The sequence below is a fragment of the Sneathiella sp. D3-11 genome (assembly GCF_055809395.1).
Genome location: NZ_CM147911.1, coordinates 579,513 through 596,746, shown reverse-complemented (window position 1 = coordinate 596,746; position 17,234 = coordinate 579,513). Strand labels below are relative to the sequence as shown.

General features: G+C 53.7%; 13 protein-coding genes and 2 pseudogenes. 12 read left to right on the top strand and 3 right to left on the bottom strand.

Features of this window, described 5'->3' with window-relative positions:
• Window positions 1-2 precede the first annotated feature (2 nt).
• The 4 genes from AC0L73_RS03070 (at window position 3) to AC0L73_RS03055 (ending at window position 5,798) form a co-directional block, all read left to right on the top strand.
• Complete coding sequence (locus AC0L73_RS03070) at window positions 3-659, top strand: protein-L-isoaspartate O-methyltransferase family protein (RefSeq protein WP_473654831.1); 657 nt, start codon at window positions 3-5, stop codon at window positions 657-659.
• Window positions 660-855: 196 nt separating this feature from the next.
• Window positions 856-2,217, top strand: coding sequence for a TolC family outer membrane protein (locus AC0L73_RS03065; protein WP_473654830.1), 1,362 nt, complete (start codon window positions 856-858; stop codon window positions 2,215-2,217).
• A 106-nt stretch (window positions 2,218-2,323) separates the two neighbouring features.
• On the top strand, window positions 2,324-3,058 hold the full coding sequence (locus AC0L73_RS03060; protein WP_473654829.1) for a DUF2497 domain-containing protein: 735 nt from the start codon (window positions 2,324-2,326) through the stop codon (window positions 3,056-3,058).
• 79 nt (window positions 3,059-3,137) lie between these two features.
• Window positions 3,138-5,798 (top strand): valine--tRNA ligase, encoded by a 2,661-nt coding sequence (locus tag AC0L73_RS03055; protein ID WP_473654828.1) that lies wholly within the window; start codon window positions 3,138-3,140, stop codon window positions 5,796-5,798.
• A 14-nt stretch (window positions 5,799-5,812) separates the two neighbouring features.
• Here AC0L73_RS03055 and AC0L73_RS03050 read toward each other — a convergent pair whose 3' ends face one another.
• Window positions 5,813-6,595, bottom strand: coding sequence for a phosphatase PAP2 family protein (locus AC0L73_RS03050; RefSeq protein WP_473654827.1), 783 nt, complete (start codon window positions 6,593-6,595; stop codon window positions 5,813-5,815).
• A gap of 196 nt (window positions 6,596-6,791) precedes the next feature.
• Between AC0L73_RS03050 and AC0L73_RS03045 the strand changes: the two are divergent.
• Window positions 6,792-8,245: pseudogene (locus AC0L73_RS03045) on the top strand (amidase).
• Window positions 8,246-8,504: 259 nt separating this feature from the next.
• On the top strand, window positions 8,505-8,927 hold the full coding sequence (locus AC0L73_RS03040; protein ID WP_227950451.1) for a hypothetical protein: 423 nt from the start codon (window positions 8,505-8,507) through the stop codon (window positions 8,925-8,927).
• 8 nt (window positions 8,928-8,935) lie between these two features.
• Here AC0L73_RS03040 and AC0L73_RS03035 read toward each other — a convergent pair whose 3' ends face one another.
• Entirely contained in the window at window positions 8,936-9,349 is a 414-nt protein-coding gene (locus tag AC0L73_RS03035) for a PaaI family thioesterase (RefSeq protein WP_227950453.1), read from the bottom strand.
• Between the two features lie 159 nt (window positions 9,350-9,508).
• Between AC0L73_RS03035 and AC0L73_RS03030 the strand changes: the two are divergent.
• Window positions 9,509-11,067, top strand: a pseudogene (locus AC0L73_RS03030) (long-chain-fatty-acid--CoA ligase).
• Window positions 11,068-11,079: 12 nt separating this feature from the next.
• Here the strand turns inward: AC0L73_RS03030 and AC0L73_RS03025 are convergent.
• Window positions 11,080-12,741, bottom strand: coding sequence for an OmpA family protein (locus tag AC0L73_RS03025; RefSeq protein ID WP_473654826.1), 1,662 nt, complete (start codon window positions 12,739-12,741; stop codon window positions 11,080-11,082).
• A 185-nt stretch (window positions 12,742-12,926) separates the two neighbouring features.
• Between AC0L73_RS03025 and ilvD the strand changes: the two genes are divergently transcribed.
• The 5 genes from ilvD to AC0L73_RS03000 all read left to right on the top strand — a co-directional run bounded on the left by ilvD (window position 12,927) and on the right by AC0L73_RS03000 (window position 17,205).
• The gene (gene ilvD / locus AC0L73_RS03020; RefSeq protein WP_473654825.1) at window positions 12,927-14,780 is read left to right on the top strand and encodes a dihydroxy-acid dehydratase; all 1,854 of its coding nucleotides are present in this window, start codon (window positions 12,927-12,929) and stop codon (window positions 14,778-14,780) included.
• Between the two features lie 177 nt (window positions 14,781-14,957).
• The gene (locus tag AC0L73_RS03015) at window positions 14,958-15,392 is read left to right on the top strand and encodes a hypothetical protein (RefSeq protein ID WP_473654824.1); all 435 of its coding nucleotides are present in this window, start codon (window positions 14,958-14,960) and stop codon (window positions 15,390-15,392) included.
• Between the two features lie 72 nt (window positions 15,393-15,464).
• Window positions 15,465-16,412 (top strand): DUF4189 domain-containing protein, encoded by a 948-nt coding sequence (locus tag AC0L73_RS03010; RefSeq protein ID WP_473654823.1) that lies wholly within the window; start codon window positions 15,465-15,467, stop codon window positions 16,410-16,412.
• 56 nt (window positions 16,413-16,468) lie between these two features.
• A complete protein-coding gene (locus AC0L73_RS03005; RefSeq protein WP_473654822.1) occupies window positions 16,469-16,747 on the top strand; it encodes a hypothetical protein in 279 nt (92 codons plus the stop codon).
• The gene (locus tag AC0L73_RS03000; RefSeq protein WP_473654821.1) at window positions 16,744-17,205 is read left to right on the top strand and encodes a hypothetical protein; all 462 of its coding nucleotides are present in this window, start codon (window positions 16,744-16,746) and stop codon (window positions 17,203-17,205) included. Before AC0L73_RS03005 ends, AC0L73_RS03000 begins: the two co-directional genes overlap by 4 nt.
• Window positions 17,206-17,234: the final 29 nt, after the last annotated feature.

The window sequence follows — 17,234 nt, the reverse complement described above, 5'->3', positions numbered from 1 at the left end:
ACATGATCTCTGAAAAATTCGCTGAAGCGCGCCATCATATGGTGCTCAGTCAATTACGGCCGAACCGGGTAACGAACGATCGGGTGGCTGAGGCTATGGATACGGTCCCACGTGAGGAGTTCGTGCCGAAAGAATTGCGCGGTGTGGCCTATCTGGATGAAGATCTGGAAGTTGCCCCGGGCCGATTTGTTGTTGAGCCGAGGGTTTTTGGACGTCTCCTGCAGGAAGCCGATATTCAGTCCACGGATGTCGTGCTCGATATCGGGTGTGGCACGGGATATTCCTCTGCCGTTCTCGGGTTTCTGGCGCAAGCTGTGGTCGCAATCGAAAGTGATCCGGCACTGGTGGAAACCGCTAGCGAAACCCTGAGCCGACTGGAATGCGACAATGTAGCTGTTGTTGAAGGGTCGCTGGCCGATGGGAACGCCAAGCAGGGGCCCTATAATGTCATCCATATTAATGGCGCGATTTCAAGTGCGCCGCAAAGCTTGCTGGACCAACTCGCCGAAGGTGGCAGACTGGTCTGTGTGCTCGGCTCAAACCCGGGTGTTGCAACTATTTACCGTCGTCAGGGAGACAGGTTTTTCCCGCGGGCGGCGTTTGATGCGTCGGTTCCGGCCCTGCCAGATTTGATGAGCGCGGAGTCCTTCGAGTTCTGATCGCAGGGGGCGGCAGTCACAATTTCGTCATGCTTACCGGGAATAACGGGACGTATGACACAGCGCCGATTGATTTAGGTGCCGGGTTTCATAAGGGCGATTTATTTAAAATTGTTGATTGAAACCGGTATCGGGACTAAATTCGGCTATGGTTAATTTGTTAGCGGCCTAATTTTGGGTTCGAGAGGCGAGTTTGATGAAAAAAGTAGCTTTGACCGTTGCATCCGTATTGGCGGTTACAATGCCAGTTTCTTTGGTAAATGCCGAGACGCTGAGCGATGCATTGGCATCAACTTATCAGAATAACCCGAGCTTGATGGCTGCGCGGGCCAGTGTTCGCGGAGTTGATGAGAATGTGCCTCAGGCCTTGTCCGGCTGGCGCCCGGAAGTTTACGCAACCGGGGAAGTTGCCGCGCAGCATAACTCATCAAATACATTGGGCGCTGGGGGAAATAAGGATACCAATCCACGGGAAGCCTCATTGATCGTGTCGCAGCCGGTTTACACAGGTGGGCAGACGACGGCATTGACCAAATCAGCAGAAGCGGACGTTAATGCGGCGCGGGCCGGATTGCTCTCGACCGAGCAGAGTATTTTCCAGTCCGCTGTCGAAGCTTATATGAACGTGCTTCGCGATGAAGCGCTGGTCGAACTGAACCGGAATAACTCCGTGGTGCTGCGGCGTCAGCTGGAGGCGGCGAATGATCGTTTCCAGGTCGGCGAAATCACCCGTACCGATGTCGCGCAGGCGGAAGCCCGCTTGGCGGACTCCATTTCCAACCTGATCCAGGCAGAGGGTAATCTTCGCTCTACTCGCGCCAATTTCGAACGCATTGTCGGTCGCCCGCCGGAGAGCCTTGAAGACCCTTTGGTACCTTCCGATTTCCCGGAGTCAGAAGAGGCGGCGCTGGAGATCGCCCTTGAAAACCACCCCGATATAGAAGTAGCAAGGTTCAACGAGGAAAGCTCCCGTCATACGATTCGTGCAACATCCGGACAATTGCTCCCGTCTGTTGACGTGAATGGCAGCCTGTCTACAGGTCGTGAACTTGCCGGTGCCAACACAAATAACGATACAGCGCGGATCGGTGCCGTTTTGACTGTGCCGCTTTATCAGTCCGGCTCGGTTTACAGTCAGGTCCGTCAGGCCCGGCAGGTAAACAGTCAGCGAATGCAGGAGATTGAAGAAACGGTTCGTTTCGTTCGTGAATCTGTTATTCAGTCGTGGGAGCTTCTGGAAACCTCCCGCTCTCGGATCGGTGCGAACGAAGAGGCAGTGCGTGCCAATACTATCGCGCTGGAAGGTGTTGAGCAGGAAGCCCAGGTTGGTTCCCGCACCACGCTGGATGTGTTGAACGCGGAGCAGGAACTCCTGCAGAGTAAGGTTGATCTTGTGACGGCGCGACGTGACCAGTATGTGGCTATTTATACGGTCCTTTCCGCGATCGGTAGGCTGAATGCCCGTGATCTAAATCTTGATGTTGACTACTATGATCCGACATCGAACTACGACAGGGTTCGGAATAAGTGGTTCGGTACAGATGGTGGATTGGATTAAGAAATAATTAAATTAAACCGGCCATAGTTGACTGAATGAGCGATAAACAACGATGAGGTGGATGCTCGTCGTGAACTAGGCCCCCGGATTCAATGGTGAATTGACTATGAGCGATCCAACGACAGAACAAGAACCAACGATGGAAGAGATTCTTGCCTCCATTCGGCGTATCATCTCCGAAGATGGGGACGAAGAGGGCCAGGAGGAGGGCGCCGCAGCCGAGGCTGGCGCTGACGAAGCGGACGACGCCATCGAGCTTGATGCTGCTGCGGACACAGAGACAGAAGCTGAACCGGAAGCAATGGCCGAAGCTGAGCCCGAACCTGAGCCTGAGCCAGAAGGCGAAGCCGAAGCTGACGCTGAGGACGATTTTTTGGAATTGACGGACGAGGTTGAGGAAGAAGACGTCCTTACCCTTGACGAGGAAGTCGAGGAAGAAGAAGTCGAACTTGATGTTGAGGCTTTTGATGAGCCAGAAGTTGAAGCCGAAGAAGAGGCTGAGGCTGAAGAAGAGGCGGAACCCGAAGTCGCATTTGAGGCTGAGGAAGAAGCTGAACCTGATAACGATGTGGCGGAAGAAGCGCCCGCCATCACAACAAACAGCCTGTTGGCTGACCCCACCATCGCCGCAACGACGACCGCCTTCGCCAGCCTGGCCGGTGCTGTTGCTTCATCACGAGGATTGCAAATGGGTAAGAATGCAACTTTGGAAGACATGGTCAAAGATATGCTTCGTCCGATATTGAAGGACTGGCTCGATCACAACCTCCCTCAGATCGTGCAGCGCATTGTCGAGCGCGAAGTGAGCAAGCTCGCGGACCGGGCGGATGACGACGAATAAAGTCCTTCCTCCCGGGATGTGAGCCGACTATATTACTCCCGAATTTTTTGCCGAAGAATAAATAAAGAAAGGTTCAGCAATGCTGGACAAGTCTTATCGACCCGATGAGGTCGAAGGAAAGCTCTATTCAAAATGGATGGAGCAAGGGGCGTTTGCTTGCGGCCGCGCCAAATCCGACGATAGCTACACGATTGTGATCCCGCCGCCGAACGTGACGGGCAGCCTGCATATGGGCCATGCGCTCAATAACACGTTGCAGGATGTGCTGATCCGGTTCGAGCGGATGCGGGGCAAGGATACGCTCTGGCAGCCGGGCATGGACCACGCCGGTATCGCCACCCAGATGGTCGTGGAGCGCCAGCTTGGCGAACAGGGGATGACCCGCCATGATCTCGGCCGCGAGAAATTCATCGACAAGGTCTGGGAATGGAAAGACCAGTCCGGGGGCCAGATTTTCGAACAGCTTCAGCGCCTTGGCGCGACCTGTGACTGGGATCGCGAACGCTTCACCATGGATGAAGGCCTCTCCAAGGCCGTGCGCAAGGTGTTCGTCCAGCTCTATAAGGAAGGCCTGATCTATCGCGACAAGCGGCTGGTCAACTGGGACCCGAAATTCCATACGGCGATTTCCGACCTTGAGGTTGAGCAGAAGGAAGTCAACGGCCATATGTGGCACTTCCGCTATCCGGTCGAGGGGGAAGAGGGGCGCTTTATCACCGTTGCGACCACACGCCCCGAAACCATGCTTGGCGATACGGGCATTGCGGTTCACCCGGAGGATGAGCGTTACAAGGATCTTGTCGGCAAGTTTGCCATCCTGCCAATCGTTGGGCGGCGTATCCCGATTGTCGCCGATGACTATGCGGACCCGGAACAGGGGTCCGGCGCGGTGAAAATCACGCCTGCCCATGATTTCAACGACTTTGAGGTTGGCAAGCGAGCCGGTCTCGATGTCATCAATATCATGGACGAGAACGCGCATCTGAACGACACGGTGCCCGAAGCCTATCGGGGCATGGAACGGTTCGAGGCGCGCAAGAAAGTCGTCGCCGAGATGGAAAACCTCGGGCTTCTCGAAAAGATCGATGATCATCCGCATACGGTGCCTTATGGCGACCGCTCCGGTGTGATCATTGAGCCCTTGCTCACCGATCAGTGGTTCGCCGATGCAGCAACGCTGGCCCAGCCCGCCATTCGCGCGGTGGAAAGCGGCAAGACGAAATTTGTGCCCGAGAAATGGACGAACACCTATTACGACTGGATGCGCAATATCCAGCCCTGGTGCATCTCGCGTCAGCTCTGGTGGGGCCATCGTATTCCCGCCTGGTTTGGCCCGGACGGGATGATCTTCGTTGAGGAAACGGAAGAGGCGGCCTTTGCCGCCGCCGAAGCGCATTACGGCAAGAAAGAGGAAATCACCCGCGATACGGACGTGTTGGACACCTGGTTCTCCTCCGCGCTCTGGCCGTTCTCGACTCTCGGCTGGCCCGACAAGACGCCGGAACTTGCGCGATACTATCCGACGGATGTGCTGGTCACCGGCTTCGATATCATCTTCTTCTGGGTCGCCCGGATGATGATGATGGGCCTGCATTTCATGGACGAGGTGCCGTTCCACACGGTCTATATTCATGCGCTGGTCCGTGACGAACATGGTGCGAAGATGTCGAAATCCAAGGGCAATGTGGTCGATCCGCTGGAGCTGATGGATAAATACGGCGCCGATGCGCTGCGGTTCTTCCTCTCCACCAGTGCGGCGCAGGGCCGCGATGTCCGCCTCTCCGAACAGCGGGTCGAGGGGTACCGCAATTTTGCGACCAAGCTATGGAATGCGGCACGCTTCTGCGAGATGAATGAGTGCAAGGTGCCGGACGGCTTCGATCCCTTTACGGTCAAGGAAACCATCAATCAATGGATAGTTGGCGAGACGGTCAAATGCGAGGCGGCGGTTCGTGCTGCGCTGGAGGGATATCGCTTCAACGATGCATCCAATGCCATATACGCCTTCACCTGGAATGTCTTCTGCGACTGGTATCTGGAATTCGCGAAGCTTCAGTTCGGAAACCAACAAGACCAGGAAACCATGGCAACCGCGGCTTGGACATTGGACCAGATCCTGAAAATCCTGCATCCCTTCATGCCGTTTGTCACCGAGGAGCTTTGGGGCAGTGTTGCCGCCACGCGGGATACCGACCTGATCATTGCCGACTGGCCTGTCTATCCGGCGGATGCAGTCGATATATTTGCGAAAGCGGCGGAAGAAATGGAATGGGTGCAGGGCCTAATTACCAGCATTCGTGGAGTGCGCAGTGAAATGAATATTCCGGCGGGCGCGAAAATCCCGATGCAGTTTAACGATGTAAATGTTGAACAGAGGATATGGTATAAAGGAAATCAGAATATGGTGGATCGTTTAGCGAGGTTAGAGGAGCGCCCGGGCGGTTCGACTAAAACGAATGCACCAGTACCGAAGGGTGCATTGCAGATTGTTTATAAAGGTGCCACAGTTATCCTATATCTTGCAGGCGCCATGGATCTCGATGCGGAAAAAGCACGGCTTCAAAAGGAAATCGGTAAGCTTTCTGGCTATATGACGGGCCTCAATAAGAAGCTCGGCAATGAGAAGTTCGTCGCCAATGCCCCGGCTGATGTCGTCGAGGGGGAGAAGGCGAAGCTTGCGGATGCTGAAACCCAACTCGCCAAGTTGAATGACGCGGCGGCCCGCCTCGCGGAACTTTAGGGCTTACCGGACGCTTACGGGCGTCCGGCCCAACTCTGCATAAAGGCAGGGACTTTTCTCCATCCCCAGTTAAGAAGGCTGTCCATCCAGCGGACAAGCGGGCAGATTTTCAGCCACGGCAGCAGGATCAGGCAGGCCGCACCGCCACCGACGATCACGTCTGTCACCCAGTGTCCGCCACCCGCGAGGCGTGGGACGCTGACGAATACCATCAGCAGAACGCTTAACGTCGCAATATAGGGACGATTCCGAAACAGCATAATAACCCCGCCCGCAAACAATGCGCTGGTCATGGCATGATCGCCGGGGAAGGAGTTGTCGGTCGAAGTTTTGACCGTATAGCCGGTGATATAGTCGTTTATGTTGTTAAACGGGGTGAGGGCGAGACCGGGGCTTGGGTGAATAAACTCGCCAACCCCCTTTTTTGACACCAGCAAGGCAATCAGGATTAGAAAGGTGATCGATCCGATCTTGGCCATGACCTCTATTCGGTCTTTCCGCTCCGTTGATAGCACTATGTAAACACAGATAAGCAGCATGGCGACAAAGGTTCCCTGATCGAAGGTCTTGCTGTTCGTCCAGGCCCAGAACTGGGTGAGGAAACCATCTGGCGTCACCGTGCTGTTCAGGCTGCGGAATACCCGCGTATCAAGGCTTTTCCAAATGACGTCATAAAACTCGGTCAAATTGGACGCGAGTAGGAGCGCCGCCAACAGCGTACAGACGATCATCAAGACAACGCGGTTGCGCAGCGGAGTCTTCACGGGAGAAGGGGAAGGGGAAGGGGAAGGGGACATGGCGATCAATCTTACTCTGATATAGCAACAAAAATGTCATACTATCTGCTTTTTGTAGCGAGGGAAATGCGCATGTCAATGCGGGCTTTTCACTTTGTCATTGAGACGGGAGGGAAAATAGACTTACACTTCAACTTATAATTTCAGGAAATGAAAAGTCGGGAATACCCGGCATCAGCAAAGAGGGAACACATCCATGACAGATATTCATTTTGCGTCCGCCCATGAACAGGCGGCGAAAATCGCTCAAGGGGAAATCGGCGCGGAAGAACTGCTTGATCATTATCTTGCGCGGATCGGGAAATATAACGGCGATCTCAACGCCGTGATCTGGATGGATGAGAAGACAGCGCGGAAACGCGCACGGGATGCGGATGAAGCGCGCAGCAGAGGCGACCGACTTGGCCCGCTCCATGGTGTGCCGATGACGATCAAGGAAAGCTATAATCTTGTTGGCAGCCCGTCGACATGGGGCAACCCGGCGTGGAAGGATCATTTCCCGGAGAAGAATGCCTTAAGTGTGCAGAGGCTCCTCGATGCGGGTGCGAATATCTTCGGCAAGACCAATGTGCCCTTCATGCTCGCCGACTGGCAGAGCTTTAACGATATCTACGGTACAACGAACAACCCTTGGGATATGAGCCTGACACCGGGGGGTCCTCGGGCGGCTCGGCGGCGGCGCTGGCAGCGGGGCTTTCCGGGATCGAGACCGGCTCTGACATTGGTGCGTCCATCCGTAATCCCGCCCATTATTGTGGTGTGTGTGGCCATAAGCCGACCTACGGCGTTATTCCGGGGCACGGCCAGAAGCCACCGGGGATTGTCGCCGACAGCGATATAGCCGTGCTAGGGCCACTTGCTCGCTCCGCGTTCGACCTGGAGATCGCGCTTGATGTGATGGCGGGGGCGGGAAGCCCGCAGAATTCGGCATGGGCCCTTGATCTGAAGCCCGCGCGTCATCGGCACCTTAAAGACTTCCGCGTTGCCGTGATGACAAGTGCGGAGGGCTTCGATGTGGACAATGACTATCAGGCGGCGTTAAATGGCATTGCCGACAAGCTGGAGGCGGCGGGTGCCCGCGTGAGCCGCACCGCGCGGCCGGATATCCCGATTGCTGCGGCCTATGAGACCTATATCCTGCTGCTGCGGGCGGCAACCTCCGGCGCGCTTTCCGATGAGCAACAGGAACGGTTCCGTAAAATCGTTGCCGAAGCCGATCCTGACGATAAAAGCTATCTCACCCTGATGGCGCGGGCGGGGACACTGCCGCATAAGGAATGGTTACGCATCAATAACGAGCGGCATTTGATGGCGCGGAAATGGGCGTCGTTCTTTGAGGAATGGGATATCCTTATCTGCCCCGCCGCCGCCGGGCCCGCCTTCCCACAAAACCAGAAGGGAGAGCGGCAGGATCGGATGATTGATATCAATGGCAATCTGCAGCCGAGCACGGATCAGATGTTTTGGGCGGGCTACCCGAATATGGTCGACCTGCCCTCCACCGTTGTGCCGGCCGGAATTACGCCAGCCGGTCTTCCCGTCGGGTTGCAGGCTGTCGCGGCCTATGGTGAGGATAAAACCTCCCTCAAGCTGTGTCAGCTGATTGAGGAGGCGTTTGGCGGCTTTACGCCACCTCCCGGCTATGAATAGGCAGGGGCTGCCATATCCTCGAAAACTCCCCGAAAATGTCATAATTTCGACGGGCTTTTATAAGATGTTGTATTTAAACGAGAAATGATTTTCCGGGCGACCGGACGATAAAGTTTTCGTAAAAATGCAGACAGATAGCAAGACTTTGTAAAGAAATTCTTGCTACCTCTTGTCGCAGGAGAAAAGCGCCGAAACACACCGATCAGGGCGACAATTATGGATCGGGGTGACGGCAGAACTTCTGCTTTGGAGGCAAAAAATGGCCTACGCCATTCCGATGATCGAGTCGCAGACCCGTAAGCGGGCGATTGCCTATACGGGGATCTCTTGGACGTGCTTGTTTTTCGGGCCGTTCCCGGCACTGTACCGGGGCCATATTCTCGGCTTTGTCGGCATGTCGCTGGTCAATTTGGCGACGCTTGGCTTTTCCATGCCGGTCTTTATTTTCGTCTATAACGCCTGGCATTATCACTCTCTGTTGTCGCGGGGCTATCGTCCGGCGCGGGAGAGTTACGGCGCGGATACGGAAGAATTCGTTCGCGTTCCACCAAGCTTTCAGGATAATGAAGATATTTATGACACCGGGGAAGCCCCGCAGAGACAGCGGATCCGACTGGCGTCGCCGAAACTATCCGACCGATTGATCGATGATCATCGGCAGGGATCATTCCTGAAGAAATAACCGACGCGTTATAGCAGCATGACGCTGGTCGTCACATGGGCGACCGGTTTTGCCGCATCTCCCATATGTAAATTCACATCCCCATAAACGAGCCGCTTTCCAGATTTCACGATTTGCGCCACGGCGTAAAGTTCTTCCCCTTCCGCCGGACGCAGGAAGGTCGTCTGCATATTGACCGAGGTCATGGAGACAAATGATCCCGCATTGGCGGCGACAGCAAAGACCATTGCCGTATCGGCAAGCGCCATGATCGCCTGACCGCAGATCATTCCGCCGAGGCGATTGATCCTGTCAGTTGCCGGAATGCGCATCGTTGCGCTGTCCTTCGTAATGTCGGTGATGGTGATGTCCAGATCCTTGATCCAGTCGGCGAAGCTGTTGTCGAAGAAGTCTCGTGCTTCTGTCAGGGTGATTTCAGACATGCGGCCCTTTATTGTTAGATTTCTGCCAAAACCACAATGGCGCAAGTTTCGGCGGTGGGCAATATGCAATGTATTCGCCCATTTCCTGCGATGGCATCCTTTCTCTTTACCTTCCTCCCGAATTCTCTAATACTTCGAAAAATAAAAAGGGAGCAGGGAATGTTTATATCACAGTTATTGTCACGGGCCGTCCAGACCAAGGGTGATTGCCTAGCCACAATTTGCGCCGGTCGGGAGAGGACCTATAGTGAATTTGGGGGGCGGGTGCAGAAATTTGCAGGTGCGCTACGCGAACTAGGGATTACAAAGGGGGAGCGGGTGGCCATTCTTGCCCATAACTCCGACCGATATCTGGAGTTCTATTATGCGACACCATGGGCGGGGGGGTGTTCGTTCCGGTCAATACGCGCCTCGCGGTGCCGGAATTTGCCTACTGGCTGGATGATTCCGGCTCGGAAGTGCTGCTCGTCGATGATGCTTTTGCACCGGCTGTGCCAGAGCTGAAAAAGCGGGTCGCGAGCCTGCGGGAAATTATCTATATCGGTGATGGGGATACGCCGGAAGGGATGCTTAACTACGAAGCCCTGATTGAGCGCCATGAACCGGTAGCGGACGCGGGGCGAGGCTACGACGACATTGCCGGGCTTTTCTATACCGGCGGGACGACAGGCGTCTCCAAGGGGGTGATGCTGAGCCACACGAACTTTGTTGTCAATACGTTGAACGCAATGCCTTGCTTCAGTTTCGAGGAAAACGCCCGATGGCTGCATGTGGCGCCGATGTTTCATATCGCCGATGGCGCTGCGGTCTTCGGGACGACCATGGGCATGGGCACGCATGTCTTTATTCCGGGGTTTACGCCGCAGGGCACAATGGAGGCAGTGGAGAAATACAAAATCACCAACACGCTGCTGGTACCGACAATGGTCAATATGGTGGTCAATGACCCGGCGCTTCCTAACTATGACATGTCGAGCCTGAAAGATATTATTTATGGCGCGTCGCCCATGCCGGAAGCGGTCATCAAGAAGGCGCTGGAAGTTTTGCCTGACGCGGGCTTTACCCATGCCTATGGCCAGACCGAATGTGCACCGCTGGTCACTTTTACCGGGCCTGAATTCCATGTGCTGGAGGGGCCGAATGCGGGGCGCTTCAAATCGGCGGGCCGGGCGGTCTATTCCAGCGAGGTACGGATCCTGGATGCCAACGATGAAGAGGTGCCCTATGGCACCGTCGGGCAGGTTTGCGTGCGCGGCGCCAATGTCATGCTTGGATATTGGAACAAGCCCGAACAAACAGCGGAAGCGCTTCGCGGTGGCTGGATGCATTCCGGCGACGGTGGCTATATGGATGAGCAGGGTTTTGTCTATATTGTTGACCGGGTGAAGGACATGATCATCTCCGGCGGGGAGAATGTCTATTCTGCTGAGGTGGAAAATGCGGTCTATCAGCATCCGGCGGTCGCTGAATGCGCGGTGATCGGCATCCCGCATGAAACCTGGGGTGAGCAGGTCCATGCCATCGTCCGCCTGCATGAGGGGCAGGAGGCGACGGATGCCGAGATCATCGAGTTCAGTCATACCCTGATCGCCGGTTTTAAATGCCCGCGCAGCATCGGTTTTGTGGAAGACCCGCTGCCTCTTTCCGGGGCTGGGAAAATCCTAAAAACCGAGCTGCGCAAGCCCTATTGGTCGGACAAGGAAAAACAGGTGAGTTGACCGCCGAGGGTTTTACCCTCGACGTGAGCAATCCCTGATTTCCACCCGTCGTTGGGGCAGGTTATTACTGGTATCCTCGCCCCGGCCTATCATATAGAGCGCGGTCTTGTTGAGGCCGACATCCGTCATCAGATCGGTTACCGCTGCCGCGCGCTGGCGGGACAGGCGATAATTATCAAAGCTTGAACCGCTGGGGTCTGAATGACCCGAAATGACAATGAAATGGGCACCGCTGTCAAGATAGCGACCCGCGAGTTCGCGGATCAGCTTTTTTGTTTTCGCGCCGGAAACGGCTGTGGAGCCGATTTTGAAGGTGACCACCATATGCGGAGATTGATTCCAGCAGTAGTCTGGTATGGTGGCCACAATGCGTTTAGTGTGATCGAGTTCCACTTCGTTAAGCGCGTAAGAGATCCGGCCAAGGCTTTTTTCAAGCGTGTTGAGCGCCATCTCGGATTTTGCGGCGCTCCGTTCCAGTGAGTCGAGTTTCAATTTGAGGTTCGCAGTGTCAGTCTGTTCGCGTTGCTGTGTTGACTTGGTGAGGGTTGCGATATCTTCGGAGTTTGCCCGCGCCAGCTTTTCGACTGTATCGATCTTGCTCTCAATTTCGGCAAAATTGATTTCTTTCTCGCCCCGGTCCTGCTCATAGAGGGGCCCGAGATTTTGCACCGGCACGGCGAAGGGCAGGCGGGTGCTGCCGTTAAAGAACAGCTCAAACCGGGAGGTCGAACCAAGGTAGAGAACCGGCTCCGCGCTATCTTTCTGGTTCAACTGCACGACAGGGAAGCTGAAAAAATTGGTCAGGCTGCGTTGGAATTTTTTCGACACGTCGACCTCTTCGGGTAAGTCGGCCAAATCGCTATGACAAAGGTTTGAAATATTAAGTGCCGGATAGAGAGTTTCAGTCTCTGTTGCGGCAGGGACGATCTTCTTGTCGGCCACCATGATAATACATTCGCGTAAATCCTGCGCCTGATGACCAGCATAGAGGATTGAGCCGGTGGAGGCCAGTACGAGAAGCAGGATGGTCACGAAGAAACGGTGATTGTTGAAAGTACACACTGCCAGAAACCGGCGATAGACGGTGCGCGCAGTATTGACCGCTTCGGGACCGGCGGCCGGGTGGAGCGCTTTCTTATGGCGATGAAGGGAAAGTGCCAGATGCTCCCTCCCGATTAGAATTTGGGACGGGTTCTTGCGGTTGCGCTTGGGCAGGAGGAACACGAACATATGCAGGACGTTTAGGATGAAAATTCCGAGGCTGAGGCCGATGATTTTGAGTCGCCGGACGGGTTTCAGATGCTTGTGCGAGGTGGACAAAGTGACCTTGATCAAAAGCCAGATACCGAAAATAACGGCAAGAATAATCGTATAAAAAATCCAGGATTTCAGGATAATAACCGTCAACACACCGCCGTTCCTGAGTGCGCTGATGAAAAAATCATCAAGCCCTGCAAACTTCAGATACTGGATGTCGAACACGCCGTAGTGCAGCGTTTCAAAAAATAACCCGAAGACAAAGAAATAGCAGAGCAACAGCGTGGTCAGAAACGGGACCAGCAGGGCGAGGTTATAGGTGCGGTTGATCCGCATATGTATCTCGCAGAAGATTTCATCATCCAGGGCGTTATTTCGACAGCGCTGCCCGGCGCGCGTTATTCCTTCGCATTGCATTGTTTCAACGCCTCTTGGTTTAAGAAGTAAATAATCTTAAAAATAGTAAATAAAATATTATAAACAAGTATAAGGAGTATTTGCGTGAAAAATATCCTTGTGACCCTTGTAAATCCGGGCTTGCGCTTGTCCTTGCTCGCCGATCGTATTAACTAGAGGGAATAGATTTCAAGAAAGAGAAGAATATGCCCCAGTATCGATCGAAGACCACCACGCAGGGACGTAACATGGCAGGTGCCCGCGCGCTCTGGCGCGCCACCGGCATGACGGACGGCGATTTCGACAAGCCGATTATTGCGATTGCCAACAGTTTCACCCAGTTTGTCCCCGGTCATGTGCATCTGAAGGACCTCGGCCAGATGGTTGCGCGGGAAATCGAAAAATGCGGTGGTGTCGCCAAGGAATTCAACACCATCGCTGTCGATGACGGGATCGCAATGGGCCATGACGGAATGCTTTACAGCCTGCCGTCGCGGGAGGTGATCGCCGATGCCGTGGAATATATGGTCAATGGCCATTGCGCCGATGCGTTAGTCTGCATTTCCAACTGTGACAAGATCACACCCGGTATGTTAATGGCGGCGATGCGGCTCAATATCCCGGTGGTGTTCGTTTCCGGCGGCCCGATGGAGGCCGGGAAGGGAATGGCCGACGGCAAGGAAATCGGCCTTGATCTCATTGATGCGATGATCCAGGCGGCGGATCCGAATGTGAGCGATGCGGAAGTTGCGGAAGTAGAACGCTCTGCCTGTCCGACCTGCGGGTCCTGCTCGGGCATGTTCACTGCCAATTCCATGAACTGCCTGACAGAAGCACTTGGCCTTGCGCTTCCCGGGAACGGTAGCATGCTCGCGACCCATGCGGACCGCAAGCAGCTCTTTCTTGATGCGGCGCGGACCATTGTTGATATTACGCGCCGCCACTATGAAATGGATGAACCGGGCTTGCTGCCGCGCGAAATCGCCAGTTTCGAGGCGTTCGAAAATGCAATGACGCTGGATATCGCCATGGGCGGTTCGACCAATACCGTCCTTCATCTTCTTGCTGCCGCGCAGGAAGGGGAGGTCGATTTCAAGATGGAGGATATTGACCGCCTAAGCCGCGGTGTGCCGCATCTATGTAAAGTCGCGCCAAGTATCCAAACCTATCATATGGAGGATGTGCATCGCGCTGGCGGGATCATGGGCCTGTTGGGGGAGCTGTCCCGGGCAGAGCTTTTGCATACCGATGTGCCGACGGTGCATTCGCCGACAATGGCGGAGGCGATTGAGCTTTGGGATGTTGTCAAAACTCGCAGTAACACAGTGCAGGAGTTTTACCGCGCCGGCCCCGGCGGGATCCGCACGACGGAGGCGTTCAGCCAGTCTAAGCGTTATCCCAGCCTTGATGTAGACCGGGAAAATGGTTGTATCCGTGCGAAGGAGCATGCCTATTCACAGGATGGCGGGCTTGCCGTTCTTTACGGGAATATTGCGCTGGATGGTTGTATAGTCAAGACAGCGGGTGTTGATGAGGGCAGTCTTGTTTTCTCCGGTCCGGTCCGTGTTTTCGAAAGTCAGGACGCGGCGGTTGAGGGCATCCTTGGTGATGAGATCAAGGCGGGCGATGTTGTGGTTATCGTCTATGAAGGGCCGAAGGGCGGCCCAGGTATGCAGGAAATGCTGTACCCGACCTCCTACCTCAAATCGAAGGGGCTCGGCAAGCAATGCGCGCTGCTGACCGACGGACGTTTTTCCGGCGGCACGTCCGGCCTCTCTATCGGCCATGTCTCTCCGGAAGCGGCGGAAGGCGGGGCAATCGGCTTAGTGGAGGAAGGGGATATCATCGATATCGACATCCCGAACCGGACCATAAACCTGCGAATTTCCGATGAGGAAATGGCGGACCGGCGGATCAGGATGGATGCGAAGGGCGATGCCGGATGGGCGCCGACGAAACCACGTGCCCGCAAAATCACCACCGCGCTCCGCGCCTACGCCGCCCTCACCACCAGCGCCGCAAGAGGCGCCGTCCGCGACGTTGATCAGCTCAAGCGCTAGCCAATAAGCGCACACCCAACAGAAAAAGCCCGCCGGAAACCCCGGCGGGCTTTTTTATGGTTAACACGCAATTCTCGTAAAAGTTTTTCCAAATTCCCTTGACCTCAAGCGGCACTACACCTTTAATAGTTGAAAAAATACGCGAATTTTGCGCGTTCATTCATTTGAGGGGATCATATGTTTCTGCGTTGGATTCTTTTGTTGATTATAACCCTGTCAGTAGCAGGATGTGCAACACCGGACAGGGTTGGACCAGTTACCCATCGGGCGTATGACAATAGTTTTGATGTGCACACGATAAGATGGAGTGGGACCTACTCCGGCAGTAAAACGCTTGTTTATCTCAAACGCATGAAAGAGGGAGCTAATCTTAGAATTTGCGGCTTTTACGTGAAATCGGAAGGCATAAAAGAGGACATCAATGTGGAATGGTTGAAATATGCAAAAATTATTATTGGAGAAGAGGAGATAACTTCCACAGATTTCCTGTCGGCCCAAGCGCAGGTGGAGACCGCAGTGGCCAATTGTGTGGTAACGGCTACAGGCTTCCATACAAATCTGTTGGCCGAGAAAATGTTTATCAGGGGTCGTAAAGTTCGGGTCCTCTATTAACCGCAGTTTTTAATAATTATTGAGGTATCAATGCGTTTTTCTCTACTAATATTTTTAGGTATGCTTGTGCTAGTGTCCTGTCAGAGTTCACCGCATGATATTTCATCAGAGACGGGTGGAATTTCCAAGGGCGCCTATAAAGTTTTTACTGACCGCTCCCGAAAGAACGGTTATGCCGATTTCCTAGCGTTTTTTTATAGCAAATCGAAAGATGCTTATGGTTATTCCTATGGTTATTACTCGGTTGAAGAAGCGATTGAACGCGCCCGGAAGGAATGCGCCAAGCAATCTGATGACTGCGAGATTTTTGCTGTCGGAGATACAATTGTCTATGGGAAAGGCCCTGATTTCCTAAGTAAAGCCGTGTCGGAATATGAAAATAGCGTGACGCCCGTGATATTGGCGGGTGGTGATTTGGGAGAAAAAGTTGGCGCAGAGGAAATAGAAGCAAATTTTTCCGGGATGATCGTCAACGGGGAGACTTTCCGTGGCAGAAAATACCTCGCAACTTTGAATAAGAACCACGGGCTTGGTGTTGAGCTTTATGGTCCTGGACAGAAAAGAAATCCAACAGATCAAGGTAGATGGTGGATAGAGAATAATCGATATTGTCACAAGCTAAGTAGTTTTTTCACGGCGGATGATGAGTGTTTTTTCGTTTACCGTGAGGGAGACGGGTATCTTCTGGTTGGTAACAAGAACGAAGTGTTTTCCAGATTTACCGTTCTTGGCGAAATAGGAAATACGGAGCTTGTCCGTAAAGCGACACTTAGTAAGGTCCAGAAATATAATATTGGATATATGCTTAGTTATAGTGAGGTTTGCACCCAATTTCGCGGAACCGGACTTGATAATCTGACGGCATTGGAAATCAAGCAAGCCCTCGAAGATGACCCCGATTTTAAACGAGGATACGCACGGTTTGAGAATTTCACAGGCCATGATGGCGTGATTGGTTTCAAGCGCTGTGATGAATTTAAAGACAGACTCCTAAAAGCGCAGGAATGGCTTACCTCGTAGGCGAAAATAAATTGCTTGCAAAATTTTTCCTCTTCGAATTTTTTCTAGCGTTTCTTATGATATCGCTTCTGACTTCCTGCGAGGGTGAAGAGCAGACGAATGCAAATGCCATTTCAGATCAGGTCAGTGCCGTAAAACTGAATGAAATTGTGATCTCGCTGCGGCAAAACAAATTCGAGGGGCAGTTCCTTGATGTGGAACAAATAAAGTTATTCGTGCAGGGTGCCAATATCATCGGGATTACGAGAGACGGGCAGAGGGTTGCCTTTTCCTTGACGGAAGAGGGGGAGAAAAGAAGAAACTGCTCGCCACCTTTTATGATGAAAGCTGGTTGACGATGCGCAAGAGTGAGGGGTTCTGGTGGACTGAGGAGCCAGATAAGGTGTGTGGCAGCCTGAAACTATATCGTCAGAGCCAGGAAATATCCGGATGCTATGGAGCGCTATGGGTTGATGAAAGTCTGGTCCTTGAAAATGAAGAAGGAAATCAGGTTTACTGGGCCGTTCTGGATAGCCTCTATGATCCTTCGCAGGGCAATCGTCCTTTTCTCTTACAACCCAATAAGTTACACGAGAAATCGGATGCCTGGATGTATGGTGTGGCTGTCCGCTATAGCGAGATATGCAATGAATATCATCATACAGGCATAAGCGAAACCGCACTTAAGCTATATAAGGACATCTATCGGGAGGATGCTGACTTTGCGATCGCGTACGGCCTTCTGGGTGAACCCGAGAGGCCATGGTGCTGTGGTCAAGATAGCAAACTGCCTAGAAATGCAAAAAATGGTTGAGAGATTTTCTAACTTTCATAAGGCATTGA

Bases quoted from the DNA above. Each gene is read 5' to 3' on its own strand.
- AC0L73_RS03070 (WP_473654831.1), top strand. From the start codon at position 3: ATGATCTCTGAAAAATTCGCTGAAGCGCGCCATCATATGGTGCTCAGT.
- AC0L73_RS03065 (WP_473654830.1), top strand. From the start codon at position 856: ATGAAAAAAGTAGCTTTGACCGTTGCATCCGTATTGGCGGTTACAATG.
- AC0L73_RS03060 (WP_473654829.1), top strand. From the start codon at position 2,324: ATGAGCGATCCAACGACAGAACAAGAACCAACGATGGAAGAGATTCTT.
- AC0L73_RS03055 (WP_473654828.1), top strand. From the start codon at position 3,138: ATGCTGGACAAGTCTTATCGACCCGATGAGGTCGAAGGAAAGCTCTAT.
- AC0L73_RS03050 (WP_473654827.1), bottom strand. From the start codon at position 6,595: ATGTCCCCTTCCCCTTCCCCTTCCCCTTCTCCCGTGAAGACTCCGCTG.
- AC0L73_RS03040 (WP_227950451.1), top strand. From the start codon at position 8,505: ATGGCCTACGCCATTCCGATGATCGAGTCGCAGACCCGTAAGCGGGCG.
- AC0L73_RS03035 (WP_227950453.1), bottom strand. From the start codon at position 9,349: ATGTCTGAAATCACCCTGACAGAAGCACGAGACTTCTTCGACAACAGC.
- AC0L73_RS03025 (WP_473654826.1), bottom strand. From the start codon at position 12,741: ATGCAATGCGAAGGAATAACGCGCGCCGGGCAGCGCTGTCGAAATAAC.
- ilvD (WP_473654825.1), top strand. From the start codon at position 12,927: ATGCCCCAGTATCGATCGAAGACCACCACGCAGGGACGTAACATGGCA.
- AC0L73_RS03015 (WP_473654824.1), top strand. From the start codon at position 14,958: ATGTTTCTGCGTTGGATTCTTTTGTTGATTATAACCCTGTCAGTAGCA.
- AC0L73_RS03005 (WP_473654822.1), top strand. From the start codon at position 16,469: ATGATATCGCTTCTGACTTCCTGCGAGGGTGAAGAGCAGACGAATGCA.